The sequence below is a fragment of the Achromobacter sp. MYb9 genome, from assembly GCF_002975275.1.
In the GTDB taxonomy this organism is placed as follows: domain Bacteria; phylum Pseudomonadota; class Gammaproteobacteria; order Burkholderiales; family Burkholderiaceae_B; genus Achromobacter.
This window is the reverse complement of the sequence record NZ_PCOQ01000022.1, coordinates 83796-105229: the sequence shown is the minus strand read 5'-3', so window position 1 is coordinate 105229 and position 21434 is coordinate 83796. Positions and strand designations below refer to the sequence as shown.

18 protein-coding genes are annotated in these 21434 nt (G+C 66.0%); 4 read left to right on the top strand and 14 right to left on the bottom strand.

What is annotated here, in order from left to right:
- Positions 1 to 53: 53 nt before the first annotated feature.
- On the bottom strand, positions 54 to 629 hold the full coding sequence (locus CQ050_RS24645; protein WP_105559433.1) for an SET domain-containing protein: 576 nt from the start codon (positions 627 to 629) through the stop codon (positions 54 to 56).
- A 103-nt stretch (positions 630 to 732) separates the two neighbouring features.
- Between CQ050_RS24645 and CQ050_RS24640 the strand changes: the two genes are divergently transcribed.
- Complete coding sequence (locus CQ050_RS24640) at positions 733 to 1653, top strand: bestrophin family protein (protein WP_105559442.1); 921 nt, start codon at positions 733 to 735, stop codon at positions 1651 to 1653.
- 7 nt (positions 1654 to 1660) lie between these two features.
- On the opposite strand, the gene CQ050_RS24635 is transcribed toward CQ050_RS24640, so the two are convergent.
- On the bottom strand, positions 1661 to 2131 hold the full coding sequence (locus CQ050_RS24635; protein WP_105559432.1) for an Lrp/AsnC family transcriptional regulator: 471 nt from the start codon (positions 2129 to 2131) through the stop codon (positions 1661 to 1663).
- A 93-nt stretch (positions 2132 to 2224) separates the two neighbouring features.
- Here CQ050_RS24635 and ilvB point away from each other — a divergent pair, with 93 nt between their 5' ends.
- On the top strand, positions 2225 to 4051 hold the full coding sequence (ilvB, locus tag CQ050_RS24630) for a biosynthetic-type acetolactate synthase large subunit (protein ID WP_105559431.1): 1827 nt from the start codon (positions 2225 to 2227) through the stop codon (positions 4049 to 4051).
- 4 nt (positions 4052 to 4055) lie between these two features.
- Here the strand turns inward: ilvB and CQ050_RS24625 are convergent, their stop codons facing one another.
- The 5 genes from CQ050_RS24625 to CQ050_RS24605 all read right to left on the bottom strand — a co-directional run bounded on the left by CQ050_RS24625 (position 4056) and on the right by CQ050_RS24605 (position 10385).
- Entirely contained in the window at positions 4056 to 4835 is a 780-nt protein-coding gene (locus tag CQ050_RS24625) for an SDR family oxidoreductase (RefSeq protein WP_105559430.1), read from the bottom strand.
- A gap of 40 nt (positions 4836 to 4875) precedes the next feature.
- Entirely contained in the window at positions 4876 to 5730 is an 855-nt protein-coding gene (locus CQ050_RS24620) for an ABC transporter permease (RefSeq protein WP_105559429.1), read from the bottom strand.
- Positions 5731 to 5743: 13 nt separating this feature from the next.
- Positions 5744 to 6514 (bottom strand): ABC transporter ATP-binding protein, encoded by a 771-nt coding sequence (locus CQ050_RS24615; protein WP_199196922.1) that lies wholly within the window; start codon positions 6512 to 6514, stop codon positions 5744 to 5746.
- Entirely contained in the window at positions 6514 to 7572 is a 1059-nt protein-coding gene (locus CQ050_RS24610; protein ID WP_105559427.1) for an ABC transporter substrate-binding protein, read from the bottom strand. Before CQ050_RS24610 ends, CQ050_RS24615 begins: the two co-directional genes overlap by 1 nt.
- A 176-nt stretch (positions 7573 to 7748) precedes the next feature.
- The gene (locus CQ050_RS24605; protein WP_105559426.1) at positions 7749 to 10385 is read right to left on the bottom strand and encodes a DNA topoisomerase III; all 2637 of its coding nucleotides are present in this window, start codon (positions 10383 to 10385) and stop codon (positions 7749 to 7751) included.
- A gap of 62 nt (positions 10386 to 10447) precedes the next feature.
- On the opposite strand from CQ050_RS24605, the gene CQ050_RS24600 reads away from it, so the two are divergent.
- Entirely contained in the window at positions 10448 to 13078 is a 2631-nt protein-coding gene (locus CQ050_RS24600; protein ID WP_105559425.1) for a GDYXXLXY domain-containing protein, read from the top strand.
- Between the two features lie 13 nt (positions 13079 to 13091).
- Here CQ050_RS24600 and gluQRS read toward each other — a convergent pair whose 3' ends face one another.
- From gluQRS to CQ050_RS24580, 4 genes are all read right to left on the bottom strand, one after another.
- Complete coding sequence (gene gluQRS / locus CQ050_RS24595; protein WP_199196921.1) at positions 13092 to 13970, bottom strand: tRNA glutamyl-Q(34) synthetase GluQRS; 879 nt, start codon at positions 13968 to 13970, stop codon at positions 13092 to 13094.
- 46 nt (positions 13971 to 14016) lie between these two features.
- Positions 14017 to 14475, bottom strand: a complete 459-nt coding sequence (locus CQ050_RS24590; RefSeq protein WP_006227779.1) for a DUF494 family protein — start codon at positions 14473 to 14475, stop codon at positions 14017 to 14019.
- Between the two features lie 241 nt (positions 14476 to 14716).
- Positions 14717 to 16741 carry a TRAP transporter permease gene (locus CQ050_RS24585; RefSeq protein WP_105559424.1) on the bottom strand — a complete coding sequence of 675 codons (2025 nt, stop codon included), beginning with the start codon at positions 16739 to 16741 and terminating at the stop codon, positions 14717 to 14719.
- A gap of 218 nt (positions 16742 to 16959) precedes the next feature.
- Positions 16960 to 17919 carry a TAXI family TRAP transporter solute-binding subunit gene (locus CQ050_RS24580; protein WP_105559423.1) on the bottom strand — a complete coding sequence of 320 codons (960 nt, stop codon included), beginning with the start codon at positions 17917 to 17919 and terminating at the stop codon, positions 16960 to 16962.
- A gap of 284 nt (positions 17920 to 18203) precedes the next feature.
- Between CQ050_RS24580 and CQ050_RS24575 the strand changes: the two genes are divergently transcribed.
- The gene (locus tag CQ050_RS24575; protein WP_105559422.1) at positions 18204 to 19343 is read left to right on the top strand and encodes a DSD1 family PLP-dependent enzyme; all 1140 of its coding nucleotides are present in this window, start codon (positions 18204 to 18206) and stop codon (positions 19341 to 19343) included.
- Positions 19344 to 19389: 46 nt separating this feature from the next.
- Here the strand turns inward: CQ050_RS24575 and CQ050_RS24570 are convergent, their stop codons facing one another.
- From CQ050_RS24570 to CQ050_RS24560, 3 genes are read right to left on the bottom strand one after another with little or no spacing between them, the layout of a single operon-like run.
- A complete protein-coding gene (locus tag CQ050_RS24570; protein ID WP_105559421.1) occupies positions 19390 to 20127 on the bottom strand; it encodes an amino acid ABC transporter ATP-binding protein in 738 nt (245 codons plus the stop codon).
- On the bottom strand, positions 20108 to 20764 hold the full coding sequence (locus CQ050_RS24565) for an amino acid ABC transporter permease (RefSeq protein WP_105559420.1): 657 nt from the start codon (positions 20762 to 20764) through the stop codon (positions 20108 to 20110). The genes CQ050_RS24570 and CQ050_RS24565 overlap by 20 nt, the downstream gene beginning before the upstream one ends.
- On the bottom strand, positions 20761 to 21429 hold the full coding sequence (locus CQ050_RS24560) for an amino acid ABC transporter permease (protein WP_105559419.1): 669 nt from the start codon (positions 21427 to 21429) through the stop codon (positions 20761 to 20763). Before CQ050_RS24560 ends, CQ050_RS24565 begins: the two co-directional genes overlap by 4 nt.
- Positions 21430 to 21434 lie beyond the last annotated feature (5 nt).

Here is a 21434-nt window from a genome sequence, read left to right as displayed (position 1 = left end):
GGGCGGGGGCGCTGCGCGCGGTTGGGGGCGCGTCGGCTGGAGGCTGGGCTGTCTTACTTTGCGGTGGCGGGTGGTTTTGCCGCGGTTGCTGTTTTGGCGGCTTCTGCCGTTTCCACGACGTCTGCCGGTTCCGGCTTCTCTGCTTTCTTCTTTTTCTTTTTTGGCAGCGCCAGCATCGTGCCGCGGCACGGGGGGGTGCCGCACAGGCAGCGGTAGCCTTCCTTCAGCGCCTTGGTGATGCGGCCGTCCAGGACCAGGCCGTAGTCGTACGACAGTTCGGTGCCGCGTGGCAGGTCGCGCAGGGCGACGATGTAGACGCGTTTGCCGTGCTTGCCTTCCTGCGCTTCGCAGTTGGGTTCGCAGGAGTGGTTGATCCAGCGGGCGTCGTTGCCTTCGTCGCCGCCGTCGATCACGCGGCCGGAGCTGAGCGCGAAGAAGAAGGTGTGGAAGGGATCGTCCGGATTGGTCGGGTGGCGGCGGTCGGCTTCCTTGGCGCTGATGCGCGCGCCTCCGTATTCGATGATGCGGGTGCCCGCGGGAATCTTGCGGGCGGCGAAGACGCCGTTGCCGTGCAGCTTGGAGCGGCGGACGACATGCCAGGGCTTGATCGGGGTGTCTTCGGTGGTCATGGAGGCGTGGGTGGCGGTGAGACGAAACAGAATTATATCGACGCGTCTTTGACAGGACGACAGGCGTATAGTGGGCGCGCCTCATCCTTACTTGATATTCATCATGATCGTCCGTCCGCGTCCCTCTGCGCTGGCCTTGTTCTTTATTTTGCGCGGCTCCATCATCCCGCGCATTTTCAGCAGGCTCATCGTCATCACGCTGCTTGCCTGCGTGGTGGTGTGGATGTACCACCGCCAGTTGTTTTCGCCCGCGCACCTGACCGCGGTGCCGTTCTCGCTTTTCGGCCTGGCGCTGTCGGTCTTCATGGGGTTTCGCAACAACGTCTGCTATGACCGCTGGTGGGAAGCCCGCAAGCAATGGGGCGATCTGATCGTGCAGGCTCGCAGCCTGGCGCGCGAAAGCGCGGTGCTGCTGGCGGCCAGCACGGCCAATCCGGTGCAGGAACGGCTGGTGCGGCGCTGCATCGGTTTCGGGTACGGCCTGGCGGCGCGCTTGCGCGGGCAGGACATGGTCGAGGCGGTGCGCCCCTGGGTGCAGCAAGACGAGCTGGACACGCTGGCCGGCTGCCGCAATGTGCCGGACGCCCTGCTCATGGCGATCAACCGCGATCTGGCCGCCTGTCTGCGGCGCGGCGAACTCAGCGACATCCTGTATCAAGGCCTGACCCAGCGCGTGGCGCAATGCGCCGCCATCCAGGCCGCCTGCGAGCGCATCAAGTTCACGCCCTGCCCGTTCGCCTATTCGCTGCTGCTGCATCGCACCGCGTGGCTGTTCTGCCTGCTGCTGCCGTTCGGGCTGGTGGGCACGCTGGAATACCTGACTCCGGTGGCGGTCATCATCATCGCCTACACCTTCTTCGGGCTGGACGCGCTAGGCGACGAGCTGGAAGACCCGTTCGGCCTGGAAGAAAATGACCTGCCGTTGTCGGCGCTGGCCCGCGTGATCGAAATCGACCTGCTGGAAGGCCTGGGCGTGCGTCCGTTGCCGGAAGCGGCCACGCCCGTGGATTACGTGCTGCGCTGAGCGCGGATCATCCCGCCGGCCCCATCAGCGGCAGCATGGTTTCCTTCAGGCGGCGCAGCACGAAGCAGGATTTGCTGTGGCGGATGCCGGGGATGCGGTAGAGCTGTTCGCGCAGCAGGCGTTCGTAGTCGCGGGTGTCGCGCACGGCGATGCGGATGTAGTAGTCGTAGTCGCCCGACACCAGAAAGGCTTCCAGCACTTCGGGGATGGCCGCCAGGGCGCGGCCGAACTCGTACAGCGTTTCCTCGCTGTGGCTTTCCAGCGTCACGTGCACGATCACCGTGTCCATGAAACCCAGGCTGGCCGGGTCGATGTCGACGGTGTAGCCGCGGATCACCCCGGCGCTTTCCATGCGCTTGATGCGGTTCCAGCAGGGCGTGGACGACAGGCCCACCGCCGCGCCGATGTCGTTCAGGCTGGCGCGCGCGTTCTCTTGCAATACCTTCAGAATGGCCAGGTCAAACTTGTCCAGGTTCATTTTCTTTGATTCCTCCAAATCGAAGATAAATTTACTCCGTCTGGCCAGGAATCGTGGAAAAGAAGATAAAAATTCTTCCAGGCTACGAATAAGATAGATAGCATGAACGATCGCCTGCACCCCACCGCCGCCGCCGCGCTTGCCGCCACTGATACCCCCGTTTCGAACGGGGCGAAGATTCTGCTCGATACGCTGATTGCGCACGGCGTCGACACCGTGTTCGGCTACCCCGGGGGGGCGGTCCTGCCGCTGTACGACGCGCTGTATGCGGAACCGCGCCTGCGCCACGTGCTGGTGCGCCATGAACAGGCCGCCGTGCATGCGGCGGAGGGCTATGCCCGCAGCACCGGTCGCACCGGGGTGGTGTTCGTGACATCCGGCCCCGGCATGGCCAACACCACGTCCGGCTTGCTGGACGCGATGTGCGATTCGATCCCGGTGTTGTGCGTCAGCGGTCAGGTGGCCACCGCGGCTATCGGCACCGACGCGTTCCAGGAATGCGACGCCATCGGCATTTCGCGTTCCGTGACCAAATGGAATACCCAGATCCGTGCGGTGGACGACGTGGCCAACGTGGTCGCCCGGGCGTTCGAGCTGACCCGCCAGGGCCGGCCCGGCCCGGTGCTGGTGGACTTTCCCAAAGACGTGCAGTTGGCGGTGCCGCGCGATGCGGACGACGACGCGTCCGGTCTGCCCTCGCAGCAAAAGCTGGCCGCGCTGCGTGCGCGCCGCCAGTCGGGCAAGCTGGCGCCCAAATTGCCGCAATCGGCGGTGCGTCGCGCGGCCGCGCTGATCGCGCAGGCCAAGCGGCCCATCTTCTACGGGGGGGGCGGGCTGGTGAACGCCGGCCCCGACGCCTGCGACGCCTTTGCCGATCTGGTCCGCCACACGGGGGCGCCCTGCACGCTTACCCTGATGGGCCTGGGCGCATTCCCGGCGTCCAGCCCGCAGTTCGTGGGCATGTTGGGCATGCACGGCACGGTCGAGGCCAACCTGGCGATGCACAACGCCGATCTGGTCGTTTGCATCGGCGCCCGCTTCGATGACCGCATCACCGGCAAGATCTCCGAATTCTGCCCGCATGCGCGCAAGATCCATATCGATATCGATCCGGCCTCGATCAATAAGGTCGTGCGGGTCGATGTGGCGCTGGTGGGCGATTGCCTGCCGCTGGTGCGCGCATTGCGCGCCGAGCTGGGCGAAGCACCGATGGACGCGGCGCGTCTGGCGCCGTGGTTCAAGCGCATCGACACGTGGCGCAGCCAGGATTGCCTGGGCTTCACGCCCGCCGCCGACGCGATCCTGCCCCAGCATTTGATGGCCAGCCTGAACGACGCGTTGTCGGGCCGCGACGCCATCGTCTCCACCGACGTGGGCCAACACCAGATGTGGGCGGCACAGTACCTGCGCTTTGACAAGCCGAACCGCTGGCTGACTTCAGGCGGCGCCGGCACGATGGGGTATGGCGTGCCGGCCGCCATCGGCGCGCAGGTCGCGCACCCGGACAAGACGGTGGTGTGCGTCAGCGGCGATGCGTCGGTGCTGATGAACATCCAGGAACTGTCCACGGCCATGCAGCACCAGACGCCCGTGAAGGTCGTGCTGTGCAACAACGGCTACATGGGCATGGTGCGCCAGTGGCAGGAACTGATCCACGGCGGCCGCTACAGCCACAGCTACAACGCGTCCTTGCCCGATTTCGTGGCGTTGGCGCGGGCGTTCGGCTGGGGCGCTGCGCGGGTGGACGACCCCGCCAAGCTGGAGGCCGCGCTGGCCGAATGCCTGGCGCATGACGGCCCCTATTTCCTGGACGTGGCGGTGTCGGCGCAGGAAAACTGCTTCCCGATGATGCCGGCCGGTCACGGCCACCAGAAGATGATGCTGGCCGAAGGCGTCTGGTACCAGGACGAGACGACCTGATCGCCTAGAACTGAATCGACAGGCCGCCGTCCACCACCAGCACGTGTCCGTTCACATAGGACGCGGCGGGTGACGCCAGGAACACCGCCGCGCCGGCGATTTCCTCGGGCTCGCCCCAGCGGCCAGTGGGGTTGCGCGCGGCGATGCGCGGGCCGAAATTCGGGTCCGCCACCATGGCCGCATTTGTTTCCGTTGCGAACGTGCCTGGCGCGATGGCGTTGCTGGTGATGTGCTGGCCGCCAAATTCCGCCGCCAGCGCGCGCACCATCCCCGTCAGCCCCTGCTTGGCCGCGGGATAGACCGCGTCGCCCGCGCGCGCCAGTTCGCCCACCACCGACGTGATGGCGATCAGCCGCCCGCCGCCCTGGCGCACCATGCGTTCGGCCGCGAACTTGGCCAGGAGCATCCCGGCGACCAGGTCCGTATCGATCAATTCCCGGATTTCGGCCGGCGTGGTGTCGCGCAAGGTCTTGCGATTGCGCGCGCCCACGTTGTTCACCAGTACGTCCAGGCGCCCGTGTTCGTCGTCGATGCGCTGGAAGGCGCGCGCCATGTCGGCGTCGTCGCTGACATCGAACGGCAACGAATGGGCGTCCAGGCCCGAGTCCGCCAGATCGGCCACCGCGGCATCCACGGCGGCGGCGTTGCGGCCGTTGATCAGCACGCGCGCGCCACAGCCCGCCAGCGCCCGCGCAATGCAGAAGCCCAACCCGCGCGCGGACCCGGTCACCAGCGCGACCTGTCCGGTCAGGTCGAAGTTACGCAGATAAGGTAGTGTCTTCAAAGTCAGTTCTCCATCGCCCCGCGCGTCGGGGCGAGCCTCGCTATTCCCTGAACTCCGGCGCCCAGTGCAGCAGGCGACGTTCCAGCCAGGTCACACAATAAACCAGCGCGATGCCCACGATGGACAACAGCGTCACGGCCGCGAACATGTCGGTGGCATTCAGCGTGGCCAGCGCGGTGATCATCAGGTAGCCCATGCCGGTGGTGGAGCCCACGAATTCCGCCAGCACCACGCCAATCAGCGCGAAGCTGATGGCGTTGGGCAAGGCGGCGAAGGTCCACGCGGCGGCGGTCGGGATGCGTACCCGCCACAGGATCTGGCGCGGCGAACCGCCCAGCGTGCGGCAGAAATCCACCAGTTCGCGTTCAACGCTGCGGCCCCCCTTGTAGGTGTTGAAGAACACCAGGAAGAACACCACGAACCAGGATGTGACCACCTTGGACGCCAGGCCCAGCCCGAAGAACATGGTGATGAGCGGCACGAAGGCGATGCGCGGCATGGAATTGAACGCCACGATGAAGGGGTTGAACACGTCGGCCAGGAAGCGGCTGCGGCTGAGCGTCATGCCGACGATGAAGCCGCTGCCCACGCCCACCACCAGCCCCACCATCGTGGCCTGCAGCGTCAGCCACAGGTGCGGCCAGACCGAACGCGGCCCGGGCTGCAGCCATTGCCACAGCCGCACCGCCACGCGCGACGGCTGGCTGATGAAGAAAGGGTCGAACAGCGTGTTCTGGGTAAACCACGGAATGCGCGTCAGCGTCTCCCATGCGCCCAGGATGACGGCCAGGATCAGCACTTGCCACACGGTGATGCGCACGCGGCGGGCGATGGCGGCGCGGCGGTCCAACCGCAGCTGGTCCTGCAGGGAATCGGAGGTTTCAGTCGGGATCATGGCGCAAGGGGATTCAGGCGGCCGCGCGGAACTGCTGGCCCAGCACGCTCCAGAGGCTTTGCACGTGGGCGACGAACTGCGGCGTTTCGCGTAGCGTGAAGACGTCGCGCGGATGCGGGATGCGGATGCGTTCGTCCAGCAGCACGCGGCTGGGCGGGCCGGACAGCACCACCACGCGGTCCGACAGCAGGATGGCTTCGTCCAGATCGTGCGTGACCATGACGATGGTCTGGCCCAGTTTGCGCCAGATCTCCATCAGTTCGCGGTGCAGGTGCGTCTTGGTGTGGGTGTCCAGCGCGCCGAAGGGTTCGTCCAGCAGCAGGATGCGGGGCTCGACGGCCAGGCTCATCAAGAGCGCCACGCGCCGTCGCATGCCGCCCGACAATTGATGCGGGAAGGCGTCGGCGAAGGCGCCCAGGTGCCCGAGTTCAAGCAGCTCCGCCACGCGGCGCTCGATTTTATCGGCGGCCACGCCCTGGAACTTCAAGCCCAAGGCCACGTTTTTCCTGACGCTGAACCAGGGCAGCAAGGTGTCTTTCTGGAAGATGTAGCCCAGCGCCGGCGGCACCTGGCCGTCCACCACCCGCCCATCCACGCGGATGGTGCCGGTGGTGGGGCGCAGGAAGCCGGCGATCATGTTCAGCAGCGTGCTCTTGCCGCAGCCCGAGGGGCCGACGATCGACACGAATTCGCCCTGTTCGACCGTCAGGCTGACCTCGCCCACCGCGTGCGTCGTGCCCTGGCGCGACTGGTAGGCTTTGCCGACTTTGTCCAGCGTGATCATCACAGGCCCCGCGCTTTCCGCACGAAGCCCATGTTCACGCATTTGGCATAGGGCACCGTCTTGATCTCGTCGTTCGAGAACTGCCGGCCGTCGCCCATGATGGCCGTCATGCGGTTGTACGCGTCTTCGGTGATGAGGTTGTCTTTCAGGAACACGGTGTCTTTGTAGACGCCCAGCGTCTTCTCGATGGCCGCGCGCGGAAAGGCGTTCAGGTAGTCGTCGTAGATGACGTCGGCGATGCCGGCGGCGCTGGTGGCGGTGATGAAGTCTTGCGCCTTGACCATCGCGGTCACGAAGGCCTGCACGACTTCAGGGCGCTTCTGGATGGTGTCTTCAAGCGTCAGCGCCGCGATGCCAGGGACGTCGCCGCCCATGAATTCGTTCCACGAGCTTTCGGTGGTGGCGTCGAAAATCGGCACCCCCCAGCCTTCCTGGCGGGCTTGTTCCATCATGGACATGGTGGCCATGCTGGCCGACACCGAGCCGGTCTTGAGCGCGCCCAGCATCGTGGCCAGGTCGCCCAACGGGCGAATGTCGACCTTGTCGGCCACGCCCGCTTTCTGCATCAGGTACAGCGCCATCAACCAGGTGCTGGACTGGGGCTGGGTGGCGCCGACGCGCTTGCCGGCCAGGTCTTTCAATGATTTGATCTTGCCGCTGTCGAAGTCTTCGCGGCGAACAATGACATTGGCATACGTAAGCTTGCGGTCAAAGCCGAACACCAGGGTCGCGGCCTTGCCGGCGATGGTCAGCGCGGGCGCGGCGGTAGCCGCCGTGGCGCCGAAGGCGATCTGGCCGGCCGCCAGCAGTTGGTTGGTGCGCGGGCCGCTTTGCGAATTCAGGTATTCCACGTCCAGGCCGCCTTCACCGAAATAGCCCTTCTTCAGCGCCACGTAGCCGGCCGCGAAAAACGGATCGATGCTGCCCTGTCCGTAGACGACGCGGCCCAGCTTGGGCTGCGCGAACGCCACGCGTCCGTTGAGCAGGCTGACGCCGGCAAACGCCCCGGCGGCGGCCAGCACGCGGCGGCGGGTGGAGAAATCGGGGCGGTAGGTCATGTCTTCCTCGGACGTTGGTTGGTTGCAGCTGTTTGGCGTAAACAATACCCCAGCGTCTGCCGGCCAACAATGAAAAACGCCCGGGTTGTCCGGGCGTTGACGGGCTTCTGCAAGGGGGCTGGGTTGCGCGCAAGAGGCACCGGCATTCCTGTCGGCACCTCCTGCGCGCAACCCGCCTACGATGCCGTTTTCTTGGGGGCGGCCTTCTTCACGGCCTTCTTGGCGGCTGTTTTTGTCGCTGTTCTGGTCGCGGTCTTCGTGGCGGTCTTCTTGACCGCGGCCTTCTTGGCCGGCGCCTTCTTCGCGGCGGTCTTCGTGGCCGTCTTTGCCGCCGTCTTGCCCGGCGCGCGGCCCGGCTTTTCGGGGCGCGGCTCGAACTCGAAGCCGACCTTGCCGTCCGGTTGGCGCACCAGGAACGCCTTGAACTTGCGGTTGGTGCGGCTGGACACAAAGCCTTCCAGCAGGTCGGTGCGGCCATCGGTCAACAGCTTGCCCATCTGCTGGGCCGAGATTTCCTGCTGCAGGATGACCTTGCCCGAGCGGAAGTCGCAGCTCTTTTCGGGGCCCACGGACTTTTCGCAGACGTAGCTCATGCCGTGTTCGAACACGCGCGATTGGCATTTCGGGCACGGACCCACCGGCGTGTGACCCGAGAAGTCCACGGCTTCGGCGTCGTCCTCGTCGTTCTGGCCGAAGTCGAATTCCAGCTTGTATTCATCGCTGATGCGCAGGATGGCGGCAAACGGCCGGCCCATCTTGCTGATGAAGCCCTGCAGCGGACCGATCTCGCGCTTGGCCAGCAGCTCTTCGACTTCCGGCAGTTCGAACGTGCGGCCGCCCGGGTGCTTGCCGATCGAGAAATCGCAAGCCGTGCAGGCGAAGCGGCGGTAGTTTTCCTTGACCACCGCGCCGCACTTCGGGCACGGCGTCTGCAAGGTGGCGTAGTCGCCCGGCACCGTGTCGCGCTCGTATTCCTTGGCGCGCTTGACGATCACCTGGGTCATCTGCGCGATTTCGCGCATGAAGGCCTCGCGGCCCAGGCCGCCCTGCTCGATCTGCTTGAGCTTGTGTTCCCACTCGCCCGTTAGTTCAGGCGACGTCAGTTCGGTGACGTCCAGGCCGGACAGCAGCGTCATCAGCTGACGCGCCTTGGCGGTGGGCACCAGGTCGCGGCCTTCGCGGCGCAGGTACACCTCGTTCAGCAGGCCTTCGATGATGGCGGCGCGGGTGGCCGGCGTGCCCAGGCCGCGTTCGGACATGGCTTCGCGCAGTTCTTCGTCGTCCACCAGCTTGCCGGCGCCTTCCATGGCGGACAGCAAGGTGCCTTCGTTGAAGCGGGCGGGCGGCTTGGTCGACAGGCCCACGGCTTCGACGTCTTCCGTGCGCACGGTTTCGCCATCGGCAACCGGCACCAGGTTGGCGTCTTCGCCCTGGGCTTCCTTGCCGTAGACGGCCAGCCAGCCCGGGGTGACCAGCACCTTGCCGTCGGTGCGGAAGCGATGCCCCTGCACTTCGGTCAGGCGCGTGGTGACGCGGTATTCGGCGGCCGGGAAGAACACGGCCAGGAAGCGCTTGAGCACCAGGTCGTACAGCTTGGCCTCGGCTTCGCTCAGGTCATGCGGGATCTGCAGCGTGGGGATGATGGCAAAGTGGTCCGACACCTTTTTGTTGTCGAAGATGCGGCGGTTTGGCTTCACCCACTGCTGGCTGACGACGGTGTCCGCGTGGCGCGACAGGCCGCCCACGGCGTTCGAGCCGCCCTTGGCCAGCGCACGCATCGTTTCCTGCACCGTGGTGATGTAGTCCTCGGGCAGGTAGCGGGAATCGGTACGCGGGTAGGTCAGCGCCTTGTGGCGTTCGTACAGGGTCTGGGCCAGCGACAGCGTGGTCTTGGCCGAAAAGCCGAAACGGCCGTTGGCCTCGCGCTGCAACGACGTCAGGTCGTACAGGGCCGGCGACATCTGGGTCGACGGCTTGGATTCTTCCGTGACGTTGCCCGGCTGGTCGCGGCAGGCGGCCACCACGCTTTGCGCGGCGGCGGCCGACCACAGGCGCGATTCGCGTTTTTCCGGGTCGCGGTCGTCTTTCTTGAATTGCGGGTCGATCCAGCGGCCTTCGTACAGGCCGGCGGCCGCGATGAAGGTGGCGCGCACTTCCCAGTAGTCGCGCGGCACGAAGCGGCGGATGCGCTCTTCGCGCTCGGCCACGATCGCCAGCGTGGGCGTCTGCACGCGGCCCACCGGCGTCTTGAAGAAGCCGCCGTCCTTGCTGTTGAAGGCGGTCATGGCGCGCGTGCCGTTGATGCCGACCAGCCAGTCGGCTTCGGCGCGCGAGCGGGCGGCGGCTTCCAGCGGCTTGAGCTGCACGTCGTCGCGCAGGTTGGCGAAGGCTTCGCGGATGGCGGCCTGCGTCATCGATTGCAGCCACAGGCGCTGGATCGGTTTTTTCACGCCCGCATACTGAATGATGTAGCGGAAGATCAGTTCGCCCTCGCGTCCCGCGTCACAGGCGTTGATGATCGAATCCACATCCTTGCGCTTGGCCAGGCGGACCAGCAGCTTCAGGCGTTCGGCCGACTTCTTGTCGGTGGGGCCGAGTTCGAATTCCGGCGGAATCACGGGCAGGTGCGTGAAGCTCCACTTCCCCTTGACCGGATCGTTGGGCGCGACCAAGCTCAGCAAGTGGCCGATGCTGGACGCCAGTACGTAACGTTCGCTTTCAAAATAGTCGCCCTCGCGCGCAAAGCCTCCCAAGGCGCGTGATATATCAAGGGCCACCGAGGGCTTCTCGGCAATAATCAGCGTTTTATTCATGTGTATCCAGTGGCGGTAGTCCCGCCTTAGTAGCGCGGATAATAAGATCGGAGATTCGCCAGATGCAAGTCGGCACTGAAAGACAAGCGGGATCCGAACTGCACGCTTGGCGCCAATTCCTGGCGCGAAGCACCCTTTGGCTAGGCGTTTTACTGCTTGGCAGCGCTGCGATTTGCTGGGTGGCCGCCAACTGGCAGGACATGACAAAAGTGCAGCGCTTCGCCGGCACGCAAGGCCTGCTGGTGGTTTCCGCGCTGGCTGCCGCCTGGGCCGGATTGCGCCTTCGGGGCACCCCCGGCGTACGGCGCAGCATCCCTGGCGCGCTTCTGGCTTTGGCCGGCATTTTGCTCGGCGCCTTGCTCGCGTTATTAGGCCAAACTTACCAGACTGGCGCCGATACCTGGGAATTGTTCGCCTGGTGGGCGGTCTTGCTGCTGCCGTGGGCACTGGCTGCGGCCAGCCAGGCGGTGTGGTTGCTGTGGGTACTGGTACTGAACGTGGCGGCCACGTTGTGGCTGGGCGAACGGATGTTCTCGTGGCTGTCGGTGTTTGGCGGATCGGACACTGTCAGCCTTGTCATGGCGGCGCTGAACCTGGTGTTGCTGCTGGGCTGGGAGCTCGCCGCGCACCGCTGGCGCGCCAGCACGCTGATCGGCCCGCGCATCCTGGCGGCCCTGGTCATCAGCGCGCTGGTCATGGCCCTGATGTTCGTCGGCTTTTTCTTCGGCCGCGAGCAAGGGTTCAGCGGCATTGCGTGGCTCGCCGTGACAGCGGGGCTAGGCTTTTATTATCAGCGGGTCCGGCGCGACCTGGTCATCCTGGCCATGCTGGCCGCTGGCGTCATCTGCGTGTCGCTGCGATTCGTTGGTGAATGGCTGCTGCGCCTGGAGCCCGGCGTGTGGGCCGCGCTGCCGCTGGCGGCCTTGCTGATGGCCGAAGCTGTGCTGGCGGCGCGCTGGCTGCGCAAGCTGGCGGCCGAACCTCGCGCGGCAGGGCCCGCCGCCGCCGACGCCGAGCCGGCTTCGGCATCGGCCGGCAATGCCGTGGAGCCCGCCGATTCGGGCGCGCCCGTGGCGCAGTTGGCGCCCGCCGCCGCGCCGCACGCCGAGCCCCCCTGGTACGTGCAATGCCTGCTGGGCCTGAGCGCCTGGCTGGCCACGCTGCTGCTGCTGGTTTTCGTGGGCTTCTCGGGCATCGTCACGTCCGAAGAAGGCGCGCTGGTGGCCGGGCTGGTCCTGTGCGGGGCCGGCGTTGCGGTGCTGCGCAGCGACGCGGGCCCCTTCTGGCGGCAATGCGGCACGGCCATGGCTTTCGCCGGGCAGTTGCTGATCATTTACGGTTTGTCCGATTCCACCTCGTTCACCAGCGCTTGCGTGTTCGTGCTGCTGATGGCCACGGCCATCTATGTGCTGGGCCCCGATGTGATCCTGCGTTTCCTGTCCGGCCTGCTGATCGCGGGGGCCGGCGCCAGCCTGATCTGGCGCGGCTTGTCCCCCCAGCTCATGCGCGACGACCTGCTGGAGGCATGGCTGGATTTCGATCCCGCCTTGTCCAGCGTCGTCTGGCTGCCCATCGCCGTGATCGGCGCCTGGGCCACCGCCGTGATCCTGATCATGAGCCATCGCGGCGGCGCCAAGCGAGACCATGCGCTGCAGCCGCTGGCCTGGGCCCTCCTGCTGTCGGTGCAGGGCATGGTGTGGCTGGCGGGCGGGATCTCTGCCCTGCATCTGCCCGCCATGTGGCAACTGAATCCGCAGGGCGCCCTGTTCGTCACGGCTGGCGCGTTGCTGCCGGCCGCGGCGGCGATGGCGGTGCTTTGGCCCCGCCGTCATGTGTTGACGGCCGGCGTTACCTGGGGCGTGCCGATCGCGCTGCTGATCCTGGCCGGCTTCTGGCTGCCCAGCCCGGGCGTGGGTTTCGCGCTGGCCTGGCTGCTGCTGGGCTTTGGGTTGAACCAGCTGCGCCTGGTCGTCTTCGGCGTGATGAGTCTGCTGGCCTACCTGGGCGTGTACTACTACCAACTGGATGTGCCGCTGCTGCAAAAGGCGCTGTGGTTGGGCGGCGGCGCCTTGCTGCTGTTCGTCTTGCGCGGCCTGGTCTGGCTGGTGCCGCGGCTGATGCGCACCCAATCGCCCGACCGGCGTGCCCCGCTGCCGCCGGTTTCGGCGCCGTTGCGCTGGCGCACGCTGGCCATCCTGGGCGGCCTGGCGCTGGTGCTGGTGGTGGCCAATGGCGGCATCTGGCAGCGTGAAAAGCTGCTGGCCTCGGGCAAGGTCGTCATCCTGGAACTGGCGCCGGTGGACCCGCGCTCGCTGATGCAGGGCGACTACATGGCGCTGGACTTCGCGGCCAGCCGCGACATCACGCGCCTGCGGCTGGGCGGCGACCGCCCGGTCGACGACGAAACCCTGCCGGGCTTCGAGCCCGACGGCTACGTGATGCTTCGGACCGACGCGCGCGGGGTCGCGACGCCGTTGCGCATTCAGCCCGATGTGCATCCGCATGCGGATACCGAGGTGCCGTTGCGCTACCGCGTTCGCGACCGCGGCGTGCGTATCGTGACCAATGCGTGGTTCTTCCCGGAAGGCGAAGCCAAGCGCTACGAGGTTGCCCGCTACGGCGAGCTGCGCGTGGGCGACAACGGCGAGGCCCTGCTGGTGCGGATGCTGGGCGCGGACTTGCAGCCGCTATAGCCGCCGGGTCGGTTCAGGGAAAGCGCCGCGCCCAGTGCGCGGTGGCTTCGCGCAGGAACTGGCCGCGGTCGGCGCTGGCAGGCATGGCGGCAAATCCCAAGGCGCGCCAGGCGCGCTGCAGCGCCTCCAGGGGCGCTTGCATGTCGATGGCGGGGGCCCCGTTCTGCTTGGACAGCTTCAGGCCGCTGGCGGGGTCCAGAATCAGCGGCACGTGCAGGTAGCGCACGGGGGGCAGGCCCAGTAGCCGCCCCAGCACGCGTTGGCGCGCCGTGGAACTGAGCAGGTCGGCCCCGCGCACCACGTCCGTCACGCCCTGTTCGGCGTCGTCCACCACCACCGCAAGCTGATAGGCCCATAGCCCATCGGCGCGTCGCAAGGCGAAGTCGCCCACCGCCTGCGCCACATCCTGCGCTTGCGGTCCCAGCCACCGATCTTCAAAGTGTTCGACGCCAGCGGGAATGCGCAGGCGCCAGGCGCGCGCCTGGCGGCCTTCCGGCAAACCGTGGCGGCAGGTGCCGGGGTACGGGCGTTCGCCGTCCGCGCCGGGCAGGGTCTGGCCGCGCAAGGCCGAATCGGCGATTTCGCGGCGCGTGCAGCCGCAGCCATAGACCAGGCCGCGCGCAGCCAATGTATCGAAAGCCGCCTGATAGGCCGCGTTGCGCTGGGACTGCCACATGATGCCGCCGTCCCAATGCAGGCCCAGCGCGTCCAGCTGCGCCATGATGGTGTCGGCGGCGCCCGGCACGGTGCGGGGCACGTCTACGTCTTCCATGCGCAACAGCCAGCGCCCGCCGTGGGCGCGCGCATCCAGCCAACTGGCCAGCGCAGCCACAAGTGAACCCGCATGGAGCGGGCCGCTTGGGCTGGGGGCGAATCGGCCTACGTAGGTCACAGCAACGGCAACGGGCCCCAATGCATGGGGCCCCGGCGCAGGATCATCAATGCAGCAACCGCACGCCTTCTTCGTCCAGCAGCTCTTCCAGGACCAGGTTGTCGATCTCGGCTTCCTGGCTCCAGAGAACCATGAGGGCGATGATCTTGATCTTGGACAGCGGCACGGGCGTTTCCGGCGAAGCCAGGCCCCGGTCGATGACGATTTCGCGCAACGGCGCCGGCAACACGCCGGCCGATTCCAGGAAGGCGATGAAGCCGATGGATTCGGTGCCGAGCTGGCTGTATTCGTTGTCGGTGTAGATCCGGGTTCCCGAGGTGGGAGCCTGAGCGAGGTCGACGCATCGTTCCGTGGTCTCGGCCAAACCGTACAGCCAGCCGAGGGCGTCGTCGATGTCTTCGTGCTCGAAACCGGCGGCGGCAAGCCGCTTAGCGAGCACATCGGCCGCAGGACAGGCTTGCGGCGTGTAGTAATTCTCGAACAGATAAACCAGGATATCGAACATATGGCGCAGTTTTGTGCCTGTTTGCACAGTCGGCCCGCAGATCGGCAGACCAGCAAACATGAATTTTACTTTACGCTGATTTATTTAGCCGGGCAACCGGCGGAAAGGCGGAATGTTGTATGTCGTCACCCTGTGGATACAGGCCCCTATTTTGCCGGGATTTGCTGCCAAAATACGGGATTCGGCGAAATAAAAAGGGGCGGACCGCAGTCCGCCCCTTTTATTTTTCACGCCTTTCAGGTCAGGCCGCTTTGGCCGCGGTCTCCAGCTTCAGTTCCGCCAACTGCCGGATGAAGACGGGGATGCAGATGGCCAGTCCGATCAGGCCGGTGGTCAGGCCCGGGATGATCGTAAGCAGCGCGCCCAGGGTGCACAGCCACCGTTCCCAGCTTTTCATGCCCACCAGCATGTAGCGCGAGAACGCCGCCGACAGCAGCACCAGCCCGACCATGCAGCCGGCGAGCGTCACGAAGAAGTCGTACCAGGTGAAGCCCTGGACCGAAATCAGCAGCGACGGCGAAAACACGAACACGAACGGCACGATCAGTTTTGTGATGCCCAGCCTGAACGCCGTGTTGCCTGTCTTGAAGGGATCGCTGCCTGCCATGCCCGCCGCCGCGTAGGCCGCAAGCGCAACCGGTGGCGTGATGTCGGCCAGGATGCCGAAATAGAACACGAAGAAGTGCGCCGCGATCGGCTGCACCCCCAGCTGCACCAGCGTGGGCGCGGCTACGGCGACCATGATCAGATAGTTTGCGGTGGTCGGCACGCCGCAGCCCATCAAGATGCAGACGATGCCCGTCATGATCAGCGCGGCCAACAGCGTCAGCGTCTGCATATTGGCCATGGCGTCGGGAATGAACATGGCCGCGCCGCTGGCCATCGCCTGCGAGGCCGAGATCACGATGTACGAGATCTTGAAGCCTACGCCGGTCAAGGTCACCACCCCGATCACGATGCCCACCGCGCCGGCCGCCGCGCCCACCGCCAGCGCGTATTTGGCGCCGGTCTCGAAGGCTTCGTACAGGTCGCGCCAGCGCAGGCGCTGGTACGGGTTCAGCAGACCGACCAGAATGCAGCCGGTGATGCCCGCGAACGCCGCCAGATACGGCGTGCGGCCGCTGGCCAACACGCCGACCAGCAGGAACAGCGGGATCAGCGTCGGCCAGCGCATCTTGAACGACTGCTTGAGCTTGGGCATCTCTTCGGCCGTGAGGCCGCGCAGGCCTTCGCGTTTGGCTTCGAAGTGCACCTGCATGAACATGCCAAAGAAATACAGGAAGGCCGGGAAGATGCCGGCGATGGCGATCTGCTGATACGGGATGCCCAGGAACTCGATCATCAGGAACGCCGCGGCCCCCATGATCGGGGGCGTGATCTGCCCGCCTGTGCTGCTTGCTGCTTCAACGCCCGCCGCGAAGTGCCGCGGATATCCGACCCGGATCATCGCGGGAATCGTCAGCGACCCCACGGTCACCGCGTTGGCGACCGACGAGCCCGACAGCATGCCGAACATGGCCGAACCGAACACGGACACCTTGGCGGGGCCGCCGGCATAGCGGCCGGCCACGGTGGAGGCCACATCCAGGAACAGCTGGCCCAACCCGATGCGGGTGGCCAGCACGCCGAACAACACGAAGTGGAACACGTAGGTGGCCACCACGCCCACCGCCACGCCGTACACGCCCTGGCTCGTCAGATACATGTGGTTGACGATCTGCGGCCAGGTGTTGCCCGCATGCTTGAGCAAGCCTGGGAAGTAGGGCCCGAACATCGCGTAGGCCATAAAGACGAGCGCGATGATGGGCAACGGCCAACCCATGGCGCGGCGCGTGGCTTCCAACAGGCCGATCAAAAGGATCGATCCCATGAAGACGTCCATCGGCATTGGATTGCCGACGCGGAACGCCAGGTCTTCGAATATGTAGGGGATGTACAGCACCGACAAAGCCAGCGCGATGGCGATGACCCAGTCGTACAGCGGAATTCCGCCGGGCGAAAACCAGGTGGATTTCGGCTCGCGCTGGTAGTGCGACTTTGAAAAGCCGAACACCAGGAAGATCAGGCTCAGCACGAACGCCAGGTGCACGCCCCGGTGCGTGGCTTCGCGCAGCAGGCCGAAGCCGGCCGTGTAGTAATGAAACAGCGACAGCGTGACAAGCAGGCCCGACACGATCCAGGTCGCCGTCTTGTCCAGCGGCCGGAAGCGGATCTCGGAGTCGTACTTCTCCGCCAGCTTCTGGGTTTTCTCGTGGTCTATTTCCATCGCCGTGATTCTCAGGATGATTCAGCAAGCAGGGCCGCTCATGGCGGCCCTACTCAAGCGCGGCGCAAACACGCCGCAGGTAGATGCATTTCCGGCCCTTGCAGCCAAGAACCACCCCTTCGCACAACACCGCCGCCACCAATCCGGGCCGCGCGGAGCCGGCTTTGCCGGTCCGCTGCGGCGCCCCTGGGGGAGGCGCCGAAGGCGCTAGGGGGGGCCTACTTCAGCAAGCCGATTTCCTTGTAGAACTTCTCGGCGCCCGGATGGAAAGGGATGCCCGCGCCCTTGATGGCGTTGTCGCGGGTGATGAGCTTGCCCTTGGCGTGGCCCGAATCCAGCGTCTTGCGCGTGGCGTCGCTGTACAGCGCCTTGGTGACGTCATAGACCGTCTGGTCGGGGATCTTGGCCGACGTGACCATCTGCGCGTTGACCGAAATGGTCTTCACTTCCGGCAGGTTCTGGTAGGTGTTGGCGGTAATGACGTCGGGCGTGAAGAACTCCTGCTTGGCGCGCAGCGCGTCGATCTCGGGGCCCACCAGCGGGACCAGTTCGATGTTGCCCGTGGACGCCAATTCGGCGATGGCGCCGGCCGGCGCCCCGCCCACGAAGAAGAACGCGTCCAGTCCGCCGTCTTTGAGTTTGTCGCCCGCCTGGTTGGGTTTCAGGTATTCGGCCTTGATGTCCTTGTCGGTCATGCCGTAGGCGCCCAGGATCAGGCGCACGTCGACCAGCGTGCCGGAGCCCGGCTCGTCCATGGACACGCGCTTGCCCTTCAGATCGGCCACGCTCTTGATGCCCGCGCCCTTGCGCGTCACCAGGTGGATGCTCTCCGGGTACAGAGTGGAAATCAGGCGCAGGTCTTGGGCCTTAGGCTTGCCTTCGAAGGTGCCGGTGCCGCTATAGGCCCAGTACGCAACGTCGGATTGTGTGAAACCCGCTTCGAACGAGCCGCCGATGATGCCGTTGATGTTGGCCACCGAGCCGTTGGAGGCCACCGCCGTGGCGATGAGCTTGCCGGGCTGCGAAACCGCGTTGCCGATGATGCCGCCGATCGGGTAGTACGTGCCGGCGGTGCCTCCCGTGCCGATGCGGAAGAACTGCTGGGCCTGTGCGGAACCCACGGTGCCGACCGCGGCGACGGCGACGGTCAGGGCGGTAATCCAATGCTTGAGTTTCATGCGAGCTTCTCCGGGACTTTGTGACGGGTTTATCAACGTGACGTCTTGCGTCGGGTCGTTCCTGCCGCGGGCGGTTGCCAGCGCAAAAACGGGCCTCCCCCTGGGGGCCATTTCTATGATGAAATTCTGGCATGTAGGGGTCCCGTAGCCAATGGTTACGGGGCTATCGTTTACCTGGGGGTGAATTGTCCTTCGGGTTATGGACGGTCATGCTTTGGTTATGGCGTGCGGTTACACGATCACGCGCTTACGTCCCATGCGGTGCAGATAACGGAGTCACCCTGATGTCCCAGGAAGTCATACGCGGCATAGCGCTGCCCCCGCCCGCGCAACCGGGCGACCCTCTGGCCCGCGTCGACACACCCAGCCTGGTGCTGGACCTGGCGCCGTTCGAGGCCAACCTGCGCGCCATGCAGGCCTGGGCCGATCGCCATGAGGTGGCGTTGCGCCCGCATGCCAAGGCGCACAAATGCCCGGAAATCGCGTTGCGCCAGCTGGCGCTGGGCGCGCGCGGCATCTGCTGCCAGAAAGTCAGCGAAGCCCTGCCCTTCGTGGCGGCCGGCATTCGTGACATCCACATCAGCAATGAAGTGGTGGGGCCCGCCAAGCTGGCCCTGCTGGCGCAATTGGCGCGCACCGCCAAAATGAGCGTCTGCGTCGACAATTCGCAAAATCTGGCGCAGATATCCCAGGCCATGGCGCAGGCTGGCGCCGAGATCGACGTGCTGGTCGAAGTGGACGTGGGGCAAGGCCGCTGCGGCGTGTCGGACGACGCCCTGGTGCTGGCGTTGGCGCAACAGGCGCGCGACCTGCCCGGTGTGAATTTCGTGGGGTTGCAGGCCTATCACGGCTCGGTGCAACACTTTCGCACGCGCGAAGAGCGGTCGCAGGTCTGCCGGCAGGCGGCGCGCATCGCGGCGTCGTACGCGCAACTGCTGCGCGAAAGCGGCATCGCGTGCGACGTCATCACCGGCGGCGGCACGGGCAGCGCGGAATTCGACGCGGCAAGCGGCGTCTTCACGGAACTGCAGGCCGGCTCCTACGCGTTCATGGACGGCGACTACGGCGCCAATGAATGGGATGGCCCGTTGAAGTTCCAGAACAGCCTCTTTGTGCTGTCCACGGTGATGAGCGTGCCCGCCCCGGACCGCGTCATCCTGGATGCCGGGCTGAAGTCCACCACCGCCGAATGCGGCCCGCCGGCGGTGTTCAAGGAAGACGGCCTGACCTACGCGGCCATCAACGACGAGCACGGCGTGGTGCGCGTGGCGCCGGGGGCGCAGGCGCCCGCATTGGGCAGCGTGTTGCGCCTGGTGCCTTCGCATGTCGATCCCACCTTCAACCTGCATGACGGGCTGGTGGTGGTGCGCGATGGCGTGGTCGAAGACATTTGGGAAATCGCGGCGCGCGGCTTCTCGCGCTGAACCGCAGTGGGCCGCCGGGGCGCGCCGTGCGCGCCGCTCTTGCGATTCAAGCGGCCAGGTTCGTCATCCCCAGGAATTGCCGCAATTCGGGGGTGGCGGGCGCCGAGAACAATTCCTCGGGCGGGCCGATCTCGTGCACGCGGCCTTGATGCATGAACACGACGCGGTCGCACACTTCGCGCGCAAAGCGCATCTCGTGCGTGACCATCAGCAAGGTCATGCCGTCGGCCGCCAGTTCGCGCACCACCGACAGCACTTCGTTCACCAGTTCGGGGTCCAGCGCGGACGTGATCTCGTCGCACAGCAGGGCCAGCGGCTGCATCGCCAGTGCGCGCGCAATGGCCACGCGCTGTTGCTGACCGCCGGACAGTTCCTCGGGCCACGCATCGAACTTGTGCGCCAGGCCCACGCGCGTCAGCATGGCGCGCGCCATGTCGGCCGCCTGCGCCTCTGGCATGCGCTTGGCGACCATGGGCGAGAGCATCACGTTGCGCCCCACCGTCAGGTGCGGGAACAGGTTGAACTGCTGGAAGATCATGCCCACCTTCAGCCGCAACGCGCGCAACCGCAACTCGTCGTCGCCCAGTTGCGCGTCGGCCACCATGATGGCGCCGCCGTCGATCTGTTCCAGTCCGTTCACGCAGCGCAGCAGCGTGCTCTTGCCCGAGCCGCTCTTGCCGATGATGGCGATGACCTCGCCGGGTTCGACGCGTAGCGTCACCCCCTTCAGGACTTCGTTGTCGCCGAATTTCTTGCGGACGTCTTCAAGGGCGATGAGGGGCATGCAACTTCCTTTCCAGCCGGAGGCTGAGGCGCGACAGGGGCCAGCACAGCGCGAAGTAGATCAGCGCGGCGCAGGCATAGACGGTGAAGGGACTGAAGGTGGCGTTGGTGATGACGGTGCTGGCCTTGGACAGCTCCGTGAACCCGATGATGGACGTCAGCGCGGTGCTCTTGACGATCTGCACGGCGAAGCCCACGGTGGGCGCGATGGCGATGCGCAACGCTTGCGGCAGCACCACATGGCGCATCTGCTGAACGTAGCCCAGCGCCAGGCTGGCCGACGCCTCCCATTGGCCCTTCGGGATGGCCTCGACGCAGCCGCGCCAGATCTCGGCCAGGAAGGCGCCCGACCACAATGTCAGCGCCGCGCCGGCGGCCAGCCAGGGCGGCACTTCCACGCCCAGCAGCGACAGGCCGAAGAACGCCAGAAACAGCTGCATCAACAGCGGCGTGCCCTGGAACAGTTCGATATAGGCCCAGCTGACGCGCCGCATTGCGGCCACGCGCGAGGTCCGCATCATCAACGCCAGCACGCCCATCAGCGCGCCGCCGACAAACGCCACGAGCGATAGCGCCACGGTCCAGCGCGCGGCCAACAGCAGGTTGCGGACGATGTCCCAGGGGGTGAATTCAATCATCTTGCCGCCTTGCGGAACAGGCGCCGTCCGGCCAGGCGCAGCAGCTGGCGCAGCAGGATGGCCAACGCCAGATAGATGCCGGTGGTGATCAGGTACACCTCGAACGCGCGGAAATTGCGCGACTGGATGAAGTTGGCGGCAAAGGTCAGGTCTTCGGCGGCGATCTGCGAACACACCGCCGACCCCAGCATCACGATCACGATCTGCGACGACAGCGCCGGCCAGATGCGCTGTAGCGCCGGTTTCAGTACCACATGCCGGAACACCTGGAAGCGTGTCATCGCCAGGCTGGCGCCGGCCTCGTACTGGCCCTTGGGCGTGGCGTCGATGCCGGCGCGAATGATCTCGGCGCTGTAGGCGCCCAGGTTCAGCGCCATCGCCAGGCAGGCGGCCTGCATTTCGCCCAGTTGCACGCCCAGCGACGGCAGGCCGAAGAACACGAAGAACAGCTGGATCAGGAAGGGCGTGTTGCGGATCACCTCGACATAGGCCGCCACCGGCGCGCGCAGCCAGGCCGGGCCCTGCGTGCGGACCCAGGCGCAGGCGATGCCCAGCGCCACGCCGGCCACCGCGCCGAACGCGATCAATTCGACCGTGACGCCGATGCCCTTGACCAGCACCGGCGTGTAATCGAAGACCGCGCCGAAATCGTATTGGTAAGCCATGATGG

Bases quoted from the DNA above. Each gene is read 5' to 3' on its own strand.
- CQ050_RS24645 (WP_105559433.1), bottom strand. From the start codon at position 629: ATGACCACCGAAGACACCCCGATCAAGCCCTGGCATGTCGTCCGCCGC.
- CQ050_RS24640 (WP_105559442.1), top strand. From the start codon at position 733: ATGATCGTCCGTCCGCGTCCCTCTGCGCTGGCCTTGTTCTTTATTTTG.
- CQ050_RS24635 (WP_105559432.1), bottom strand. From the start codon at position 2,131: ATGAACCTGGACAAGTTTGACCTGGCCATTCTGAAGGTATTGCAAGAG.
- CQ050_RS24620 (WP_105559429.1), bottom strand. From the start codon at position 5,730: ATGATCCCGACTGAAACCTCCGATTCCCTGCAGGACCAGCTGCGGTTG.
- CQ050_RS24615 (WP_199196922.1), bottom strand. From the start codon at position 6,514: ATGATCACGCTGGACAAAGTCGGCAAAGCCTACCAGTCGCGCCAGGGC.
- CQ050_RS24610 (WP_105559427.1), bottom strand. From the start codon at position 7,572: ATGACCTACCGCCCCGATTTCTCCACCCGCCGCCGCGTGCTGGCCGCC.
- CQ050_RS24605 (WP_105559426.1), bottom strand. From the start codon at position 10,385: ATGAATAAAACGCTGATTATTGCCGAGAAGCCCTCGGTGGCCCTTGAT.
- CQ050_RS24600 (WP_105559425.1), top strand. From the start codon at position 10,448: ATGCAAGTCGGCACTGAAAGACAAGCGGGATCCGAACTGCACGCTTGG.
- CQ050_RS24590 (WP_006227779.1), bottom strand. From the start codon at position 14,475: ATGTTCGATATCCTGGTTTATCTGTTCGAGAATTACTACACGCCGCAA.
- CQ050_RS24585 (WP_105559424.1), bottom strand. From the start codon at position 16,741: ATGGAAATAGACCACGAGAAAACCCAGAAGCTGGCGGAGAAGTACGAC.
- CQ050_RS24580 (WP_105559423.1), bottom strand. From the start codon at position 17,919: ATGAAACTCAAGCATTGGATTACCGCCCTGACCGTCGCCGTCGCCGCG.
- CQ050_RS24575 (WP_105559422.1), top strand. From the start codon at position 18,204: ATGTCCCAGGAAGTCATACGCGGCATAGCGCTGCCCCCGCCCGCGCAA.
- CQ050_RS24570 (WP_105559421.1), bottom strand. From the start codon at position 20,127: ATGCCCCTCATCGCCCTTGAAGACGTCCGCAAGAAATTCGGCGACAAC.
- CQ050_RS24565 (WP_105559420.1), bottom strand. From the start codon at position 20,764: ATGATTGAATTCACCCCCTGGGACATCGTCCGCAACCTGCTGTTGGCC.
- CQ050_RS24560 (WP_105559419.1), bottom strand. From the start codon at position 21,429: ATGGCTTACCAATACGATTTCGGCGCGGTCTTCGATTACACGCCGGTG.